Source organism: Empedobacter sp. UBA2044 (assembly GCF_002333005.1).
Lineage (GTDB): Bacteria > Bacteroidota > Bacteroidia > Flavobacteriales > Weeksellaceae > Empedobacter > Empedobacter falsenii_B.
On the sequence record NZ_DDBA01000066.1, the window covers coordinates 132315 to 150638 of the forward strand.

Sequence of the window (18324 nt, forward strand, 5' to 3'; positions counted from 1 at the left end):
GAACCAGAATTTGAGCGGGAAACGGGACTCGAACCCGCAACATTCAGCTTGGAAGGCTGACGCTCTACCAATTGAGCTATTCCCGCATTCACTTCTAAAAAGCTTTGCAAATTTAAAGATTAAATCCTAAACCACAAAAAATTTTAAAAATTAAGTTTGTGGGGAGAGCAGGATTCGAACCTGCGAAGGTTACCCAACGGATTTACAGTCCGTCCTCGTTGGCCGCTTGAGTATCTCCCCGCCTTATTTTTTTGTTCTTCTAAAAACCTTGAGCCGATAGAGGGACTCGAACCCACGACCTGCTGATTACAAATCAGCTGCTCTAGCCAGCTGAGCTACATCGGCATTTTTGTTTTTAAAAGCGTTATTTAAAAGAACAGTCCGTTAAATATGTTTGTTTAACGGACTGCAAATTTACGTTGTTTTTTGAATTAACCAAATTTTTAGGTTCTTTTTTTAGTCAATTCCCTATTTTTTATCTTTCGCTAATTTTTTCTTTTTTTCTGATAATTAATTTTTTTAATGTATCTACCGCTAAATCAATACATTCTTCAAAAGATTGTCCTGTTTTACTTACAACAATATCATCTCCTGGTACTTCTAACTTAATATCAACTGTCTTGTTATTTTTTTCTGCAGTATTCTCTAATTTAAAAGAAACATTCGCTGCAATGATTTTGTCTGACAAAGTTTCTAATTTTTCTAATTTTTTCTCTAAATACTCCTCTAAACCTGGTTTAGTATTGAAGTTTACTGCTTGAAAGTTAATTGTCATAATTACTCTTTTTTGTTCTCACGCGGGTGAGCTTTGTTAAACACTTTTTTTAAATTTTCTATACTCCCATGTGTATAAATTTGAGTCGATGACAAACTTGAATGCCCTAAAATATCTTTTACTGCATTCAGATCTGCTCCTGAATCTAACATATGAGTCGCAAATGAATGCCTCAACATATGAGGACTTTTTTTATGTTTTACACTTATAAGACTAAGATAGTATTTTACTTTCGAATAAACAAGATTATCGTACAAAGGTTTTCCTTTTTCTGTTACAAAAACATTCGTACATTGTAAAGTAATTTCGTTATGTTTTCTAGTGTTATAATTCGCCAAATCCTCTAACAGAAAGGTAGAAATAGGAATTATGCGTTCTTTATTTCTTTTTCCAAGAACTTTTATAGAAAGTGTATTCGGATCGATATCATTTTCTTTCAAACCAATTAATTCGGCACGTCGAATTCCTGTTTGATACATTACATCAATCATTAATCGATCACGTAAACCTTCGAATGTGTCAGGGAAAAATTCATCATTATTCAACAAATCATTCAATTCTGCTTCTGTAAAAGGTACTAAAACTTGTTTATTTTGTTTAAGTGAATGAATTTGCTCGATTGGATTAATGGAAAGATGATTTTCTTTGACCAAATATTTATAAAACGTTCGTAAAGCGCTTAATTTGCGATTAACTGTTTTCTCAGACTTTTCTAATTCTGATAAATGCATCACAAATGCACGAATATGATTTTTTGTTGCAAGTTGTATTTCTGACGAATTTTCTTCTTGTTGATAGAACTCAACAAAATCGTCCAAATCTCTTTTGTAGCTAGTAATTGTTAGCGTAGAATAGTTTTTCTCGAGCGCTAAATAATCTAAGAATAGTTGAATAAATTCCATAAAAAAACCTATTCATCAAAGTTACAACTTTAATAAATAGGTCAACAGAAATTAATTTCTTTATATCGTTTAAAACGGCAATTTATGCTTCCTCCTTTTCGATTAAGGCTTGTTTGTAGATTGCTCTACTCATCTTAATTCTATTTGTAACAGAAGGTTTTGTAAATTGTTGACGTGCTCTTAACTGACGTACAACACCTGTTTTATCAAATTTTCTTTTGTATTTTTTTAGAGCTCTTTCGATTGACTCTCCGTCTTTTACTGGTATAATCAACATAATTTTATCTATTTCTTTTTGAGATGGCAAATATACAACTCTTTAGTAATTAAACAAATCGTTTTGTATTAATCTTTCAAAATATTTCTTCCAATCACTAATTTTTGGATCTCAGTTGTTCCTTCACCGATTGTACACAACTTAGAATCACGGTAGAATTTCTCTACTGGAAAATCTTTTGTATATCCGTATCCACCAAATATTTGAACTGCTTCATTCGAGATTTTAACACACGCTTCCGATGCATAATATTTTGCCATTGCACCTTCTGTCGTCATTGGTTTTTTATGATTTTTTAAATAAGATGCTTTACGAATTAATAATTCTGAAGCTTCGATTTCTGTAATCATTTCAGCCAATTTAAAGTTAATTGCTTGGAAATTTGCAATTGCAGTTCCAAATTGATGACGCTCTTGTGCATATTTCAATGCTGCTTTGTATGCTCCTTTCGCGATTCCTAAAGATAAAGCTGCAATCGAGATACGACCACCATCTAAAATCTTAAGTGCTTGCTTGAAACCATCACCAACATTTCCTAAACGATTTGCATCCGAAACACGTACGTTATCGAAGATTAACTCTGCCGTTTCCGAAGCACGCATTCCTAATTTATTTTCTTTTTTACCCGATGTAAAACCTGGCGTTCCTTTTTCTATTACAAAAGCTGTCGCGTTATTTTTAGCTCCTTTCTCTCCTGTTCTTGTCATCACAACCGCAACATCACCAGAAATTGCATGTGTAATAAAGTTTTTTGCTCCGTTAATCACCCATTCATCTCCATCTTTTACAGCTGTTGTAGACATTCCTCCTGCATCAGATCCTGTGTTGTGCTCTGTTAATCCCCAAGCACCAATCCATTCTGCTGTTGCTAATTTTGGTAACCAACGTTGTTTTTGTTCTTCGTTACCGAATTCTAAAATATGATTTGTACAAAGTGAATTATGTGCCGCTACAGACAAACCAATAGAAGGATCAACTTGTGAAATTTCATCTACAATTGATACATATTCATCATATGACAAACCACTTCCTCCATATTCTTCTGGAACAACGATTCCCATGAATCCCATTTTTCCAAGTTCTTTGAAAACTTCAACTGGAAAAGTTTGAGCTTCATCCCACTCCATTATATTCGGTTGAATGTATTGTTTTGCAAAATCTCTTGCCGATTGCGCGATTAATGATAAATTTTCATTTTCTAAGAAATCCATTTTTTTGAGTTTTTTTGTTTTTTTATGACTTTCCTCCAAAAGTAATAAATTTCTATTAAGTGAAAAGTTTTTCTTTTACGATTATTTTTACTCATTAAAAATAATTGACTATCAGCGTGTTTAAGTTAATAATATCCTTAAAAAAAACAAATGTTTAAAGTCATTTTCGGAAATGATATTTGACATTTTAATTCGGATGAATTAATCCGAGTTTTGTTTCGAAAAATAAAATAAACATTATGAAAAAAGGACTATTAATATTAGGAGCAATCTTTGCATCAACAATTTCATTTGGACAAGAGGCTAGTGAATTACATATGCGTGTAAGAGCAACTGGTGTAGTTCCTATGGAAGATGCTAAAATAGAAGCAATAGGTGGAAATGTAGCAGTTACAAACAATCTTATTCCAGAAATTGACTTTACCTATTATATTACAAAAAATATCGCGGCCGAATTAATCTTAGGAACATCTAAACACGAAGTTGTAGCGGTAAATACTGCATTAGGAAATTTAGATTTGGGACGAGTAATGCTGTTACCTCCAACTCTTAATGTACAATATCATTTGTATCCAACCAAAAACCTAAAACCTTATGTTGGTGCTGGAATTAATTATACAATCTTCTATGATCAAGGGCAAGGAAAAGGGAGAAACGCAGCCGTAACTAGTGTAGATTACAAAAACAATGTAGGTTTCGGATTTCAATTAGGATTTGATTACAAAATCAATGATAAATTATACTGGAACGTAGATGTTAAAAAATTATACTTAAACACAGACGTTACAGTTGGTGCAGCTTTAGACAAACAAGTTTATGTACCAGCAGATGTAGATCTTAATCCTTGGTTAATCAGTACTGGTATTGGTTTCAAATTATTCTAAAATCGACCTTTTATATATATTATGATTTTTTATTAACCAACTAAAAGATCAAAAAGAGAAGCAATTGCTTCTCTTTTTTTATTTAATATAATTTATTTTTACTCCTCCACTCTTTTATCTTCGATGTGATTTGTTCGAAAATATTCTCGAACCGAGACAAAAGTAGGCTCTATATGCACTAATACATCTTTTACTTGTGGCATTTTAGCTTGTACAGCATCTTTCAGATCATGACTAATTTTATGTCCTTCCACCACCGAAATCGTTCCATCGACTATTGCATGTAAATCGACATAATAATTCATTCCATTCTTACGCACATTACATTTTTCAGTCGCCATAACACCCGGAACATGCGAAGCGATTTCTCTAATTTGTTCAATTTCATTTTCGTACAATTGCTCATCCATAATTTCTCCCAACGCAGGTCGAAGGATTTTGTACGCATTATATAAAATAAAACTTGATGCAAAAAGTGCTGCAACATCATCTGCTGCCTCCCAACCTGGTCCCATTACCAATGAAATCGAAATTCCGATAAACGCCATTAACGATGTAATTGCGTCCGAACGATGATGCCAAGCATCTGCTTTTAGAGAAGAACTATTGGTTTCAACACTTTTTCGCATTACATACTGAAACGATAATTCTTTGAATAAAATAATTCCTCCAAGAACTAATAAGGTAAATGGTTTGGGCTGATGATGTGGTGTAATAATATTGTTAATACTTTCTTTTGCAATGATAATCGCAGAAACAATAAGGAAAGTAACCACTAAAAATGTGATTAACGCTTCTGCTTTTCCGTGTCCATAAGGATGATTTTCATCTGCAGGTTTTGCAGAATACTTTAGTCCAAAGAAAACAAATATAGAAGAAAAAACATCTGCCGAAGACTCGATTGCATCTGCAATAAGTGCGTAAGAATTCCCAAAATAACCAGCCAAAAACTTAATTCCAGCCAAAGAAGCGTTTCCTACAATACTAAAAATTGAAGCTTTGATTGCTTTTTCCGAATTATCATTCATACCAAAAAAATAAGCCCTACAAATGTAAGGCTTATTCTAATTTTGTATCTCGAAAATATTATTTTTCTAAGAATGGGTATTTGTAATCTTTTGCAGGAACAAATGTTTCTTTGATTGTTTGAACAGAAGTCCAACGTAACAAGTTCATTGCAGAACCTGCTTTATCATTTGTACCAGAAGCACGCGCTCCACCAAATGGTTGTTGACCTACAACTGCACCTGTTGGTTTATCGTTGATGTAGAAATTTCCACAAGCATTTTTCAATGCTTTAGCAGCTAATTCTACAGCAGCACGATCTTTCGCGAAGATTGATCCTGTTAATGCGTAAGCAGAAGTTTCGTCAACTAATTTTAAAGTTGCTTCAAATTCATTTTCATCATAAACATAAACTGATAATACAGGTCCGAAGATTTCTTCTACCATTGATTCATATTTAGGATTCGTTGCTTTGATAACTGTTGGTTGAACAAAATATCCAACTGAATCATCATAAGTACCACCGATTACAACTTCAGCTTCAGAAGATGCTTGTGCACGATCGATATATGCTTTAGATTTTTCGAAAGAGTTTTTATCGATAACCGCTGTCATGAAATTAGAGAAATCCTCTGGAGATCCTAATCTAACAGTTGCTAACATTTCTTTCATTTGTTTCTCAACTTCGTTCCATAAGTTAGATGGAATATAAGCACGAGAAGCAGCAGAACATTTTTGTCCTTGGTATTCAAATGCTCCACGAACTAAACCTACAGCAACTTCTGTTGGACAAGCTGATTTGTGAACCATTACGAAATCTTTTCCTCCTGTTTCTCCTACGATACGTGGATAAGTTCTGTAATTGTTGATGTTATCTCCAATTTGTTTCCATAAAGTATTGAAAACTTTTGTAGAACCTGTGAAGTGTAAACCTGCGAAATCTTTGTGTTCTAAAACTGTTTTTGCAGTTTCTGCTCCATCAGTTAAGATCATGTTGATTACACCATCTGGTAAACCAGCTTTTTTGAACACTTCCATTGTTACTTTAGCAGCTAAAGTTTGTTTATCAGAAGGTTTCCAAACTACAACGTTCCCCATCAAAGCCATACAAGATGGTAAGTTACCAGCGATTGCAGTAAAATTGAATGGAGTAATTGCGAAAGTAAATCCTTCTAATGGACGATAATCTACACGATTCCAAATTCCAGGAGAAGAAATTGGTTGATCTGCATAAATTTCTGTCATGTATTGTACATTGAAACGTAAAAAGTCAATCAACTCACAAGCTGAATCAATTTCTGCTTGCATTGCATTTTTAGATTGACCAATCATTGTTGCAGCATTTATTTTTGCACGGTAAGGACCAGCAATCAAATCTGCAGCTTTCAAGAAAATTGCCGCTCTATCTTCCCAAGGCATTGCAACCCAAGCTTCTTTTGCAGCTAAAGCTGTATCAATCGCTTTTCTTACATCATCTTGTGTTCCTTCGTGGAAATAACCAACAACTTTTTGGTGGTCATGTGGAGGACGAATTTCTTTTTTATTTCCTGAAAAAATTTCTTCAGAACCAATGTATTGAGGAACTTCAGTTACCTCGTTAAACATTTTTTTGTAAGCGTCTAATAATTGCGCACGCTCTGGTGTTCCAGGAGCATATGATTTTACCTCTTCGTTAACAGCGTGAGGAATTTGAGCAAATGATTTTGACATTTTGATTATTTTGTTTGTTTATACTTTTCAAAGTTCAAATTTAAGAAAAATAAATGGAAATGTTTCAGTTCAGATAATTAAGTCTTTTACCACTTTAAACATAAAATCATCCATTATTCTTCCTTTTTATTTTCTTTTTTATCTTTTGTATGAAGAATTTGATTTTCGATATTCTCTAAATATTGGATTTGCATTTCCTGTATTTCTAATAATTTCTTATTCTGATGAACCAATAAATGATCTATTTTTTCGCTTAATAATTTTATTTCCAATTCAGCTTTCAAGTTAATTTTATAATCATGTTCGGCTCTATCACGGTCTTTATCTTCTTGACGATTTTGACTCATCATAATAATTGGAGCTTGTATTGCTGCTAAACAAGACAAAATCAAATTGAGTAAAATAAATGGATAGGGATCAAAACCTTTGTTGTGCAACATCCAAAAATTAAGAAACATCCAAACCAATAAGAAAATAAAAAACGAAATAATAAATGTCCAACTTCCTCCAAAAGACGCTACTTTATCTGCGATTCTATCGCCTGTTGTCAATGGCTTTGATGTATTTTCTTTTATATTTTCGGAAAGAATAGAATTATCACGAATTGCTTCTACTACATCTTGATCCAATTTTTCCATTTCACCTTTTTCTTGCGAAATCAAATTTGCAAAAAATTGACGACGATATTTGTTCAATATTTTTATCGAAACATAATCTTCTTCGGTAATTGCTGGATAATCTTGCTCAATCAATTTAAAAATCTCTTGCTGAATTTCTTTTCCTTTTACAGCTTCGTAGCGATTAATTGGTTCTTGAGTTACAAAACATTTCATAATAATCTATTTTAGTCAAAAATCACATCACAAAAAACGCTCCTAAAAATAAAAGCGTTTTAATTATTAAAAGTTATTTGTGTAATAATCGAAATATTTACAATTTGATTTTATTTCTTGATATGTTTTCGTGTCCGAATATTGTTTCAAATTTTTAAAATTAGAACGATAATTTGCCACTTTAAACGCTAAAATTTTATCTTCGTTGTCATATTGATTTTCGTACAAACGTTTCAACACAGGATCTTTTGCATTATAAAATCTTCCTTGTTCATTCTTAGACAATGCAAATAAAATTTGCGCTTTCATTTCTTTGTCTTTTGTCGAATCAAAAGCTTTTTTCAAATAATTTTCTGACGGCGTAAAATTATCTACGTAGTTTCCACCCCAACCGAAACTTTTGTAAAAGAAGTTGCTTGTCGCTTCATATTGATCACCATAATTATTAAATTTTGGTCCATTATCATTGTTTCGATCAAATGTCAACAAATAACGATAATAGCCTAAAGTCGTCGTATTGTAAAAGAAATTCCCCAACAAATAATTCGCTTTTGCAGCTTCTTCGGTATTCTTCTTTGCTATTTTATTCAATTCAATCATCGCATTTGTCAATTCTAATTTTGACATTTTTGGTTTGATAAATTTAAATTCATTCAAATAAGGAGTTGCGATCACTTGATTTTCGTCACAATTAAAACATTCAATCTTATTATATCCAAAGATTTTATTCGGAATATTATGATAACCATCAAACTGATTTTCTACCCAAGTTTTGCTTTCTTTTTCTGTTGTATAATCGTAATCATAAACAAAATAAGCACTTTCTGACGTGTGATATTTTTGATCAATCTTCTCAAATTCTTTTTTCGCCAAATCAAATTTCATTTCGCCTAAATACAATGTTCCTTTGAAATCGGCTAAATAATCTGATAATTTAAACTGAATTTCTTTTGATTTTTTTGTTCTCCAATCCCATGAACTCGATTTTACTTTTGCATTAATCAAATATTTTTCGAAAGCTGTTTTATTCGATTTTTTATCCAATTTATCTAAATCATTGATAATCGCCCAATCTGGATTTGAACCTAATTGTGTAATTTCATTATGAATCAAAAATGCTTTTCCTTTGTCACCTTGCAAAAAATATCGATTTGCTAAAACATCTAAAATCACATTTTTCAAGTTCATTTTTTGATCATCTTCATCCGAATAACCATAGACATCTTCTGGTAATTTTGGATATTCATAATTCAAAATCGACGCATATTTTTGCATCAATTGATTCTCAAAACTATCTGTAATTTTCTTTTGTTCGAAAATTTCTAATAAAATTTCAATCACTTTTTTCTGTTGTTGAAATTCTTTCGAAGTTGAATTTACTTTGGTTAAATACGTTTTTGTTTCCGCAAAATTTTTGTTCAATAAATTCAAATATGCCACCGATAATTTCCAATATTCTTTGTCGTCAGCTTTTATCGCTTGTGATTTTGCCAGAGCAATCAATTCATTAATCTGAACTTCATCTTTTGAATCTTCGGGGTTACTGTAATAATTGCCATTTGTTTTTACAGGTAAATATAAATCTGTATATTTTTTTCGTTCTTGAGAAGAATTCCAATAATAATCTTCAGGATTTTGTTGCAAATATTCGCGTTCAATTAAATTAATAGAACGTGCAAATAAAATTCTCGCTTGTGGCGCATTTACATCATTCGCAATAATTTTTTTCGCAGGAGCTAACGGATTCGAAAAATCATTATAACCAATCAATAAATACAAATCATTTTTTTCTTGAATCGTTTTGGCATTGGCTAACATTTTCTCATAATTCAAATCTTCTGTCACGCGCATCGATTGATAAGCACTCATTTTTCGATCATTCGAATGAGAAAAAACTTCGAAAAAGTCATAATTCGCCTGAATATAATTTCCAAGTGCACGCTCCGCTCCACCTTTTTGATCTAACGCATAATAATACATCGAATTTTTGAGTCCTTGCGACGCCACATACATATTAAAATAATTGATAGCGTCTTTATATTCGTGGAAATAATGCGCAAAACGCACCAATTGATAACCGTAACGAACTTTTAATTCTTTGTCCGTTTCTGCATTCCAACTTTTCTTTAGAACCTCAAGAACTTTTCTATAGTTTAGATTATTGACATTTTTTTCTGGACGATCTACATACGACCATTCACCATTATCGATATAATAAAAAGCCATATAAGGCTCTAAATACTTGGCATACGACAAGTAAAGTAAACTTTGCTTATTCTTTTTTACCCAATCTGTTGTCGCAAAATTATAGTTCGTATTGGACGATTTTCCATTCTTTACCATCAAATCAATTTCTTGTTTCGATACTTTAAAAACCAACTCAAACGCTTGCTGATAGCTAATTCCTAACGTTTTTTGCCAATCCAAAATATTCTCATTCTTTTGATTTGCATCCATCGTATAATATGGATTATCCAACGTCATCAAAAATGGCTGATATTGAGGCGCTTCGCTTAAAGTTTGCGAAAAAAGATTGTAGTAATAATAATCTTCTCCACCTCCATCAGCACACGCAAATACTTTGGTTAAACCAAAAGTTAAGCATAAAGTAAGTACTATTTTTTTCATAATTGTGTTGGTATTGTTTTCAAAAATTTTGAGTCTAAATGATAATAAATCAAGCGATAATTGTAAGATAATTTTGTATCGATAAATGATTTTGTTTCAATTAATAATTCAGGAGAAATCATTTCAACTTTTATTGTAAAACCTTTGCTCACATAAAAATTTCGTACAAAAAAATCATCTTCCACTTCATAAAATCCATTTCTGATTTTCTTTACAGGTTTTCCTATCAAATCTTGCTCCGAAAAAGAATTGATTAATTTTATTTTTCCTTGATGATTTGTCAAAATTGCCCACGAATAAATTGGCAAAGCAACATCTAATTTGATTGGATAATCGTTCAAGTTTTTTAAATAATCTTTTGCTATTTTCAAATCTAAAATCGAATTATTTTCAGATTGATCAGTTGGATTTTCGGTTGCATAACACATCAAAACCATTTTATCCAAAGGCGGAACTCCTTCTTTGTCTTTAAATTTGACTTGATGCAAACGCAAAGTTGCCGAAAGTTTTTTGCCCGAAATATGTTTCAATTCCGACAAAAACATAAAATAATTTTCGCGCGTAGATTTCGTCCAATCACAATCTATCTGAATTTCATTGAAACTTTTTAGATTTCCTCTTTCAGCCGTTTCACTCAAAAAATTATACACATCTTTTGCTAAAATTTTGATTTGATCTTTTGATGTATTCAGAAAAGTTTGATTGGTAATAAAAACCGTCGGAATATAATTGACATTGAGTTTCGTTGCATCAAAATTCTGAATAATTCCAACTGGAGAAATTTTATTCAACTTTTTATCCACATCAAAAAAACGAACATAAATATTTTCCACTTTTAGTGAATCAACCGCTTTTTTCTCTGTTTCATTCACCGAATAATTACTTCGCCAATAATAAAAATCAATTGGTGATTTTTTGGTTTCAGAAGTACATCCAACCAAACTAATTATCGTAAACAGTATTAAAAATCTAAATAAAAATTTCATACTCAAATTTAACTCAAAATCTATAAATCACAATCGATGAAAATAGTGAGATTTTATCAAATTAATTGTCGAAATTTATCCTCTATAATATTCTTAAAAAATGAATGATAAAAATTTTCAGCGTGTAATCGAAATGTCTTTTGCAAGTGTTTATCCGCATTACATCACAAAAGCAGAAAAGAAAAACCGAACAAAAACGGAAGTTGATCAAATTATTTTTTGGTTAACAGGTTATACTGAAAAAGATTTGGAAGAAATTTTAACGAAGAAAACTAACTTTCATGATTTTTTTGAAAATGCACCAAAGTTTAATCCAAATGCAACTAAAATAAAAGGTGTGATTTGCGGTTATCGTGTGGAAGAAATTGAAAATCCATTGATGCAAAAAATTCGATATTTAGACAAATTAATCGATGAATTAGCCAAAGGAAAAATAATGGAAAAAATTTTGAGAAGTTAAGCTACTTATCTCCTCGAATTTCCAGTTCCATATCCCATCAACACATCGTATCGTTGTCCCCAAGGGCGATAGTAAAACAATGCTTGATATTGATTTTCGGTTTGCCAAAAACTTCCGCTCACATAACTTGGATCGATTTTGCCTGTTTTGGTATTTTTTACGACATATTGATAATTGTAATAACCTTGTTTCAAGAATAATTCGGTTACCCAAAATCCTGCATCGTCTTTTTCTAATTTCGAATTTTCATCAATTTCCCAATTATTAAAAGCACCTACAACATACGGAACGTATAATCCATTTTGATCTTCGAAAGCATCTAAGGCAAAATAAACCCATGAATAATCTGCTTCAGAATTTGCTGCATATTCGTTTCCATAACGGTTATTTCGGATATAAAAATTACCATTAATGTCTGGATAATCATCATAAGGTAAATTATATTTCGGAATATCTGCACGCAAAACAGTGTGATAAACACTATCTTTTCTGAATGTTTTTTCTGTTGTTAAACTCGGAACTTCTAAATTTTTGTTATCAAACCAATTGTATTCTGCACCACCGTCAAACAAAATATTAGTATCATTATATGTTAATTGATTTGGACGAGAAAAAGATGGTCGATTGACAAAATAACCTTCGTTCCAATTGTTATTTTTCATCAAAAATAATCTTGCACCATCAGGAACTTCAGTTAAATTTTGTGTTCCACTCGAAACTTGAACTTGCAAACGCTGATTCAATTCTTTTACGGTTGGATTATTGTAACGAGAAACCATCACTCCAACATCCGCAATTGGTTGATAAACGGCAAAACGTTTCGTGAAAATTGGGTTTGAATCATTTTCTAAATACACTTTTAACACATAATTTCCAGGTAATTTTACATTCATTTGATCATTCGGAAATTGAATTTGATAATTGGTATATTTTTGATACGTATTGAATGAATTCTTATATGTTCGCGCATAATCAGCATTAACACCATTTAAAAATTCGGTTTGAAAAATATTCGATTCTGACCAATCTGCATTTCTGTGTTCAATAGAATATTGATAACGCTTATAACCTGCACTGATATCATCAAAAAGAAAAATTAATCTTTCGCTAGAACCTAACTTGATAACGGGTGTATTATCGTTTGTTTGCGGATTAAAAACTTGAACCGTCTTGATATTCTTTGGAGGAATTACATCTTGAAATTGCCCAAAAAGAATTGAAGTCAATAGACAAAGTATAATCGAATAGAATTTCATTTTCATTATAATTTTGATTGTTAAAAATACAAAAAAAGCGCATGCCTTTTTGAAAAAGACATACGCTTATATAACTCTAAAATTTATTTTTTAGTACAAAGCAGGAAACTCGTTTGGTTTCGCTTCGCGCATTAGTTCATAGACTTGTTCTGTAATATCATCAACAGAAGGTTTTGAAAAATAATCTCCATCAGTCGCATACGCAGGACGGTGAGCTTTCGCTGTAATCGTCAATGGTGCGCTATCTAATGTAAAATATCCACCTTGTTTCTCGATAATTTCTTGTAACAAGAATGCACTTGCTCCACCTGGAACATCTTCGTCAACAATAACTAAACGATTCGTTTTGTTCAAACTTTTTGCAACATCTGCATTGATATCGAAAGGCAATAAAGATTGTGCATCAATTACTTCAACAGAAATACCTAGTTGCTCCAATTCTTTCGCAGCATCCATCACAATTCTCCAAGTAGAACCGTATGTTAATAACGTTACATCTTTTCCTTCTTTTGTAATTTCTACTTCACCTATTGGCGTTGTAAATTCTCCAATATTAGTTGGTGCAGGTTCTTTCAAACGATAACCATTCAAACTTTCTACAACAATTGCAGGCTCATCTGCTTGCATCAATGTATTGTAAAAACCTGCGGCTTTTGTTAAATCACGTGGAACTAAAACATTCACGCCACGAACCAAATTCAAAATTCCTCCCATTGGCGAACCTGAATGCCAAACACCTTCTAAACGGTGACCACGCGTTCTGATAATCACAGGCGCTTTTTGACCTCCATTCGAACGATAAAGCACAGTTGCCAAATCATCAGAAATTCCTTGTAAACAATAAAGGATATAATCTAAATATTGAATTTCTGCAATTGGACGTAAACCACGCATCGCTAATCCAATTCCTTGACCAAGAATTGTTGCTTCGCGAATACCTGTATCCGAAATACGATCGATACCATATTTTGCTTGAAGACCTTCTAAACCTTGGTTTACATCACCAATATTTCCAGCATCTTCACCAAAAACTAATGCCTTTGGATATTTTTCGAAAATTTTATCAAAGTTATCACGAACAATTACACGACCATCTTCTAACGCTGGATTTTCTCCAAACTCAGGTTTTACTTGTGGTACTTGAGTTGCCGTTTCTGAAACTAATTTAGTCGAATAGATTTCTTCTTCGCGCTTCATTTTGGCATCTAACCAAGAAATTAATTCAGCTTTTGTAACTAAATTTTCTGAACGTATTAAACGAATTACTTTACGAACAGCTCCATAAACATCACGTTTGAAAGGACTTTTCTTTGATTTTAGATTACTAATTTCAATGTTGATAAAAGCACCGTTTGCACTTTCTAAAGCAATTTTCGTTAATAATTCTAACGCTTCATTTTTCAAATCCAAAATTGGATTCAAATAATCGTCCCAACATTGTTTTTGAGAAGCTTTTACTTCAGCTTTTACTTCAGCTTCTAATTGATCCAACTCTTCCGCAGAAATAATTGCTTCTGAATGATCTGCAAATGCTAAAATATATTCACGGAATTTTGAGATTCCATCAAAATCTTTTTCCCATGTCAAACGCTCCTCTGATTTATAACGCTCGTGCGAACCAGAAGTCGAGTGACCTTGTGGTTGCGTACATTCTTGCACGTGTACAATACACGGAATGTGATGCTCACGCGCAAATCTTTCTGCACGTGTATACGCTTCAATCAAAGCAGGATAATCCCACGCTTTTACAGTAATAATTTCGTAACCTCTTTCCTCTTCCGTTCTTCCGAAACCTGATAATAATTCAGAAAGATTCGATTTTGTGCGTTGAAATTTAGCTGGTACAGAAATTCCGTAACCATCGTCCCAAATAGAAACAACCATTGGCACTTGCAAAACTCCACCTGCATTTATCGTTTCCCAAAAATGACCTTCAGAAGTACTTGCGTCACCAATTGTTCCGAAAGCAATTTCATTTCCGTTTACAGAAAATTGTTGATCTTCGTCTGATTGAGGAACATTTCTAAAATATTTTGAAGCTTGTGCTAAGCCTAACAAACGTGGCATTTGACCAGCTGTTGGCGAAATATCAGCACTCGAATTTTTTTGTTCTGTTAATTTTTTCCAAGAACCATCTTCATTTAAAGAACGTGTTCCGAAATGAGATGTCATTTGACGACCTCCTGATGAAGGTTCTTTCTCTAAATCTGTTAAAGCGTATAATTGTGCAAAAAATTGTTCAACAGTTAATTGACCAATTGCGAACATAAATGTTTGATCGCGATAGTATCCAGAACGGAAATCTCCATTTTTGAATACTTTTGCCATTGCAATTTGTGGTAATTCTTTTCCATCACCAAAAATCCCAAATTTTGCTTTCCCAGTAAGTACTTCTCTTCTTCCTAAAAGACTTGCTTCACGAGACATAAAAGCCGTCTTGTAATCATTAATGATTTGACTTTTAAACTCTTCGAAAGTAATTTTATTTACCTCTTTTGTTTCCATTTCTTTTGTTTGTTGCATCACAAATTTAACAAAAGATTTGTAACTTACACCATACAATTTGCGTCTAACGAATAGATTATAGAATTGTATCATCCAATTAATAACTATAAAAATAAATACATGAAAAAAACTTTACTGAGTATATGTCTGGTTTTTGCCTTTGCAAATTCACCATACTTAATGGCTCAAACGAAATCTGGAAACGCAACTTTTGTGACGCAAGTAGAAGGAATTAAGGAATACAAACTACCAAATGGATTACAAGTTTTATTAGTCTCTGATCAATCGCAAAGTAATGTTGTAGTAAATATTGTTTACAATGTTGGTTCTAAACACGAAGGTTACGGTGAAAAAGGAATGGCGCATTTGTTAGAACATATGTTGTTTAAATCAACAAAAAACTTAGGTGATATCAAGAAAATGTTATCTGACAAAGGTGGACGTGCAAATGGAACGACATATTATGATCGTACAAATTATTACGAAGTTTTCCCATCAAGCGACGAAAATTTACGTTGGAGTTTGGAAATGGAAGCTGATCGTATGATTAATGCAACCATTAAACAAGAAGATTTGGACAAAGAATTTTCGGTTGTACGTAATGAATTTGAAATTGGTGAAAATGATCCGTCAAGTGTTTTAATGGAACGCGTTATTTCTGCTGGCTATTTATGGCACAATTACGGAAAATCTACAATTGGATCTAAAGAAGATATTGAGCGTGTAAAAACACCACAGTTGCGCAAATTCTACGAAAAATATTATCAACCAGATAATGCAACCTTAATTATTGCTGGAAAATTTGACGAGAAAAAAACGATGGAATATGTGAATCAGTATTTTGCTTCGATTCCAAAACCAACTCGTGTTTTAGACGAAATTTTAACAGTTGAGCCAGCGCAAGATGGTGAAAAATTTGTTGAAGTAAAACGTGCAGGAGATTCCCAATCTGTTGGTGTAATGTATCACGTTGCAGCATATAGCGATAAAGATTATGCAGCAATTGATGTTTTAAATAATATTTTAACTTCAGATCCTTCGGGATATTTGTACAAATCTTTAGTTGACACACACAAAATTGCTTCAATTTGGGCGTATAGTCCAGAAGTTCGTGATGCAAGTTTCTTCTATATCGGAACTGAAATTCCAAAAGAGAAAAACATCGAACAAACGAAAAATGATATTCGTGCAGAATTAGACAAAGTTGCTACAATTAATTATACTGATCAAGATGTACAACGTGCGAAAGCAAGTATTGTGAAAAACATCGAAAATCAAAAAAATAATACGATTAATTATGCCATTGGTTTAACAGAAATTGTTGGTGCGGGTGATTATCGTTTAGGTTTCTTATACCGCGATAATATCGAAAAAGTAACCAAAGAAGATGTAAAACGTGTAGCTGAAAAATATTTTAAAGCGAATAATAGAACAGTTGGAACTTTTATTCCGACAAAAGATGAAATTCGTGTAAAACCAGCTGAATTAACGAATAAACAGATTACAGAATTAGTTTCGAATTACAAAGGTCGTGCAGTTGAGAAAGAAGCAAAACCATTTGAAGCTTCAATCAAAAACTTAAAAGCTCATTATGCAGAAGGAAAATTGAACAATGGTCTAAAATATGGAATCATCGACAAAGAAATTAAAGGTGAAAAAGTAATTCTTTCATTTAATTTACCTGTTTCGAATGAAAAAGATTTGGCAAACAAAGGAATGATCGGTCAATTAACGGCTGAATTGTTAATGTCTGGAACGAAGAATTTAACAAAAGAACAAATCAAAGATCAATTAGATGCTTTAAAATCTTCGGTTGGATTTAGATTTGGAGGACAAAATTTATCTGTAACAATTAATACGTACAAAAATTCATTAGACAAAACAATGGATATCGTGCGTCAAATCATTACAGAACCAACTTTTCCTGAAGCTGAATTAGCAAAATCTGTAAATGAATACACAACATATTTAGATGCAAATACAAACGATCCGCAAGCATTAGCCTTCAACGAAATTAGTCGTTTAACATCTAATTATCCTAAATCTTCTATTTTTTATACAGCTTCTTTTGCTGAAACAAAAGATGATTTAAAGAAAATCAAACAAGCTGATTTAGTTGATTTTTATAAAAATATTTTAGGTGCACAAAATGGTGTTGTTTCTATTATTGGAACAAATGACAAAGCGAAAGTTGAAAAATTATTAAACGATACTTTTGGTAAATGGAATAGCAAATCGAAGTACGAAAAAGCGTATCCAACTTTTACAGCAACGAAAAAAGAGGATAAACTTTATAACATTCCAGACAAAGAAAATGCTGCTGCAGTTGGATCAATTAACTTCAAAATGAATCGTGAAAGTGCTGATTACGCCGCAATGGTTATGGCAAATGAAATGATTGGAAGTGGAGGATTTTTATCTGCTCGTATTCCAATGCGATTAAGAGAAAAAGAAGGAATCAGCTATGGTGCAGGTTCATATGTTTCGATTCCAAACGATCCTAAAAACGATGTAGCTTCTTGGGGATATTATGCATTTTTAAACCCTACAAAACGTGAAGCAGTTGAAAAAGCATTGAAAGAAGAAGTTGCAAAAGCATTGAAAGATGGTTTCACAGCGGACGAATTGAAAACAAATATTGTAAGTTGGAAAAACGGTCGTACAACTTCTTTGGGAACTGACGGAACTTTGTTAGGCTTATCGAATGGTTATTTATTGAATGGAATTACGTTTGATGAATTTGATAATTTAGAGAAAAAAGTAGATGCTCTTAATGTAAACCAAGTAAACGAGGTTTTCAAAAAGTACATTTCTTTAGATAAATTAACTTCTGTTTACACAGGAACTTTTGATAAAAAGTAAATACAATTCATTGTAACGTCCTGAAAAAAT

Annotated in this window: 14 protein-coding genes and 3 tRNA genes; 3 read left to right on the forward strand and 14 right to left on the reverse strand. The window is 32.3% G+C overall.

What is annotated here, in order from left to right; all coding sequences use genetic code 11:
• Window positions 1-13: 13 nt before the first annotated feature.
• The 7 genes from B4E59_RS12360 to B4E59_RS12390 all read right to left on the reverse strand — a co-directional run bounded on the left by B4E59_RS12360 (window position 14) and on the right by B4E59_RS12390 (window position 3165).
• Window positions 14-86: transfer RNA gene (locus B4E59_RS12360), tRNA-Gly, on the reverse strand.
• A gap of 73 nt (window positions 87-159) precedes the next feature.
• Window positions 160-240 (reverse strand) — tRNA-Tyr (locus B4E59_RS12365).
• Window positions 241-271: 31 nt separating this feature from the next.
• Window positions 272-345, reverse strand: a tRNA-Thr gene (locus B4E59_RS12370).
• A gap of 130 nt (window positions 346-475) precedes the next feature.
• Window positions 476-775: a ribosome hibernation-promoting factor, HPF/YfiA family gene (gene hpf, locus B4E59_RS12375; protein WP_038331066.1), complete on the reverse strand. Its 300-nt coding sequence runs from the start codon at window positions 773-775 to the stop codon at window positions 476-478.
• A 2-nt stretch (window positions 776-777) separates the two neighbouring features.
• A complete protein-coding gene (locus tag B4E59_RS12380) occupies window positions 778-1677 on the reverse strand; it encodes a tyrosine-type recombinase/integrase (protein ID WP_125349436.1) in 900 nt (299 codons plus the stop codon).
• An 82-nt stretch (window positions 1678-1759) separates the two neighbouring features.
• The gene (rpsU, locus tag B4E59_RS12385) at window positions 1760-1954 is read right to left on the reverse strand and encodes a 30S ribosomal protein S21 (protein WP_038331168.1); all 195 of its coding nucleotides are present in this window, start codon (window positions 1952-1954) and stop codon (window positions 1760-1762) included.
• Window positions 1955-2022: 68 nt separating this feature from the next.
• Window positions 2023-3165 carry an acyl-CoA dehydrogenase family protein gene (locus B4E59_RS12390; protein WP_038331167.1) on the reverse strand — a complete coding sequence of 381 codons (1143 nt, stop codon included), beginning with the start codon at window positions 3163-3165 and terminating at the stop codon, window positions 2023-2025.
• Window positions 3166-3404: 239 nt separating this feature from the next.
• Here B4E59_RS12390 and B4E59_RS12395 point away from each other — a divergent pair, with 239 nt between their 5' ends.
• A complete protein-coding gene (locus B4E59_RS12395; RefSeq protein WP_286495079.1) occupies window positions 3405-4049 on the forward strand; it encodes an OmpW/AlkL family protein in 645 nt (214 codons plus the stop codon).
• A 98-nt stretch (window positions 4050-4147) separates the two neighbouring features.
• On the opposite strand, the gene B4E59_RS12400 is transcribed toward B4E59_RS12395, so the two are convergent.
• From B4E59_RS12400 to B4E59_RS12420, 5 genes are all read right to left on the reverse strand, one after another.
• Window positions 4148-5077 (reverse strand): cation diffusion facilitator family transporter, encoded by a 930-nt coding sequence (locus B4E59_RS12400; RefSeq protein WP_125349438.1) that lies wholly within the window; start codon window positions 5075-5077, stop codon window positions 4148-4150.
• Window positions 5078-5135: 58 nt separating this feature from the next.
• On the reverse strand, window positions 5136-6764 hold the full coding sequence (pruA, locus tag B4E59_RS12405; protein ID WP_219033765.1) for an L-glutamate gamma-semialdehyde dehydrogenase: 1629 nt from the start codon (window positions 6762-6764) through the stop codon (window positions 5136-5138).
• Window positions 6765-6877: 113 nt separating this feature from the next.
• Window positions 6878-7597, reverse strand: coding sequence for a DUF1003 domain-containing protein (locus tag B4E59_RS12410; protein WP_291047729.1), 720 nt, complete (start codon window positions 7595-7597; stop codon window positions 6878-6880).
• A 66-nt stretch (window positions 7598-7663) separates the two neighbouring features.
• A complete protein-coding gene (locus B4E59_RS12415) occupies window positions 7664-10225 on the reverse strand; it encodes a hypothetical protein (RefSeq protein ID WP_291047727.1) in 2562 nt (853 codons plus the stop codon).
• Complete coding sequence (locus tag B4E59_RS12420) at window positions 10222-11211, reverse strand: hypothetical protein (protein WP_291047725.1); 990 nt, start codon at window positions 11209-11211, stop codon at window positions 10222-10224. Before B4E59_RS12420 ends, B4E59_RS12415 begins: the two co-directional genes overlap by 4 nt.
• A gap of 100 nt (window positions 11212-11311) precedes the next feature.
• Here B4E59_RS12420 and B4E59_RS12425 point away from each other — a divergent pair, with 100 nt between their 5' ends.
• Window positions 11312-11671 carry a DUF2200 domain-containing protein gene (locus B4E59_RS12425; protein ID WP_219033767.1) on the forward strand — a complete coding sequence of 120 codons (360 nt, stop codon included), beginning with the start codon at window positions 11312-11314 and terminating at the stop codon, window positions 11669-11671.
• Between the two features lie 5 nt (window positions 11672-11676).
• Here B4E59_RS12425 and B4E59_RS12430 read toward each other — a convergent pair whose 3' ends face one another.
• Both B4E59_RS12430 and B4E59_RS12435 read right to left on the reverse strand, forming a co-directional pair.
• The gene (locus tag B4E59_RS12430; protein ID WP_286495085.1) at window positions 11677-12933 is read right to left on the reverse strand and encodes a type IX secretion system plug protein; all 1257 of its coding nucleotides are present in this window, start codon (window positions 12931-12933) and stop codon (window positions 11677-11679) included.
• 84 nt (window positions 12934-13017) lie between these two features.
• Window positions 13018-15432 (reverse strand): alpha-ketoacid dehydrogenase subunit alpha/beta, encoded by a 2415-nt coding sequence (locus B4E59_RS12435; RefSeq protein ID WP_291053245.1) that lies wholly within the window; start codon window positions 15430-15432, stop codon window positions 13018-13020.
• A gap of 120 nt (window positions 15433-15552) precedes the next feature.
• Here B4E59_RS12435 and B4E59_RS12440 point away from each other — a divergent pair, with 120 nt between their 5' ends.
• On the forward strand, window positions 15553-18294 hold the full coding sequence (locus B4E59_RS12440; RefSeq protein ID WP_219033770.1) for a M16 family metallopeptidase: 2742 nt from the start codon (window positions 15553-15555) through the stop codon (window positions 18292-18294).
• Window positions 18295-18324: the final 30 nt, after the last annotated feature.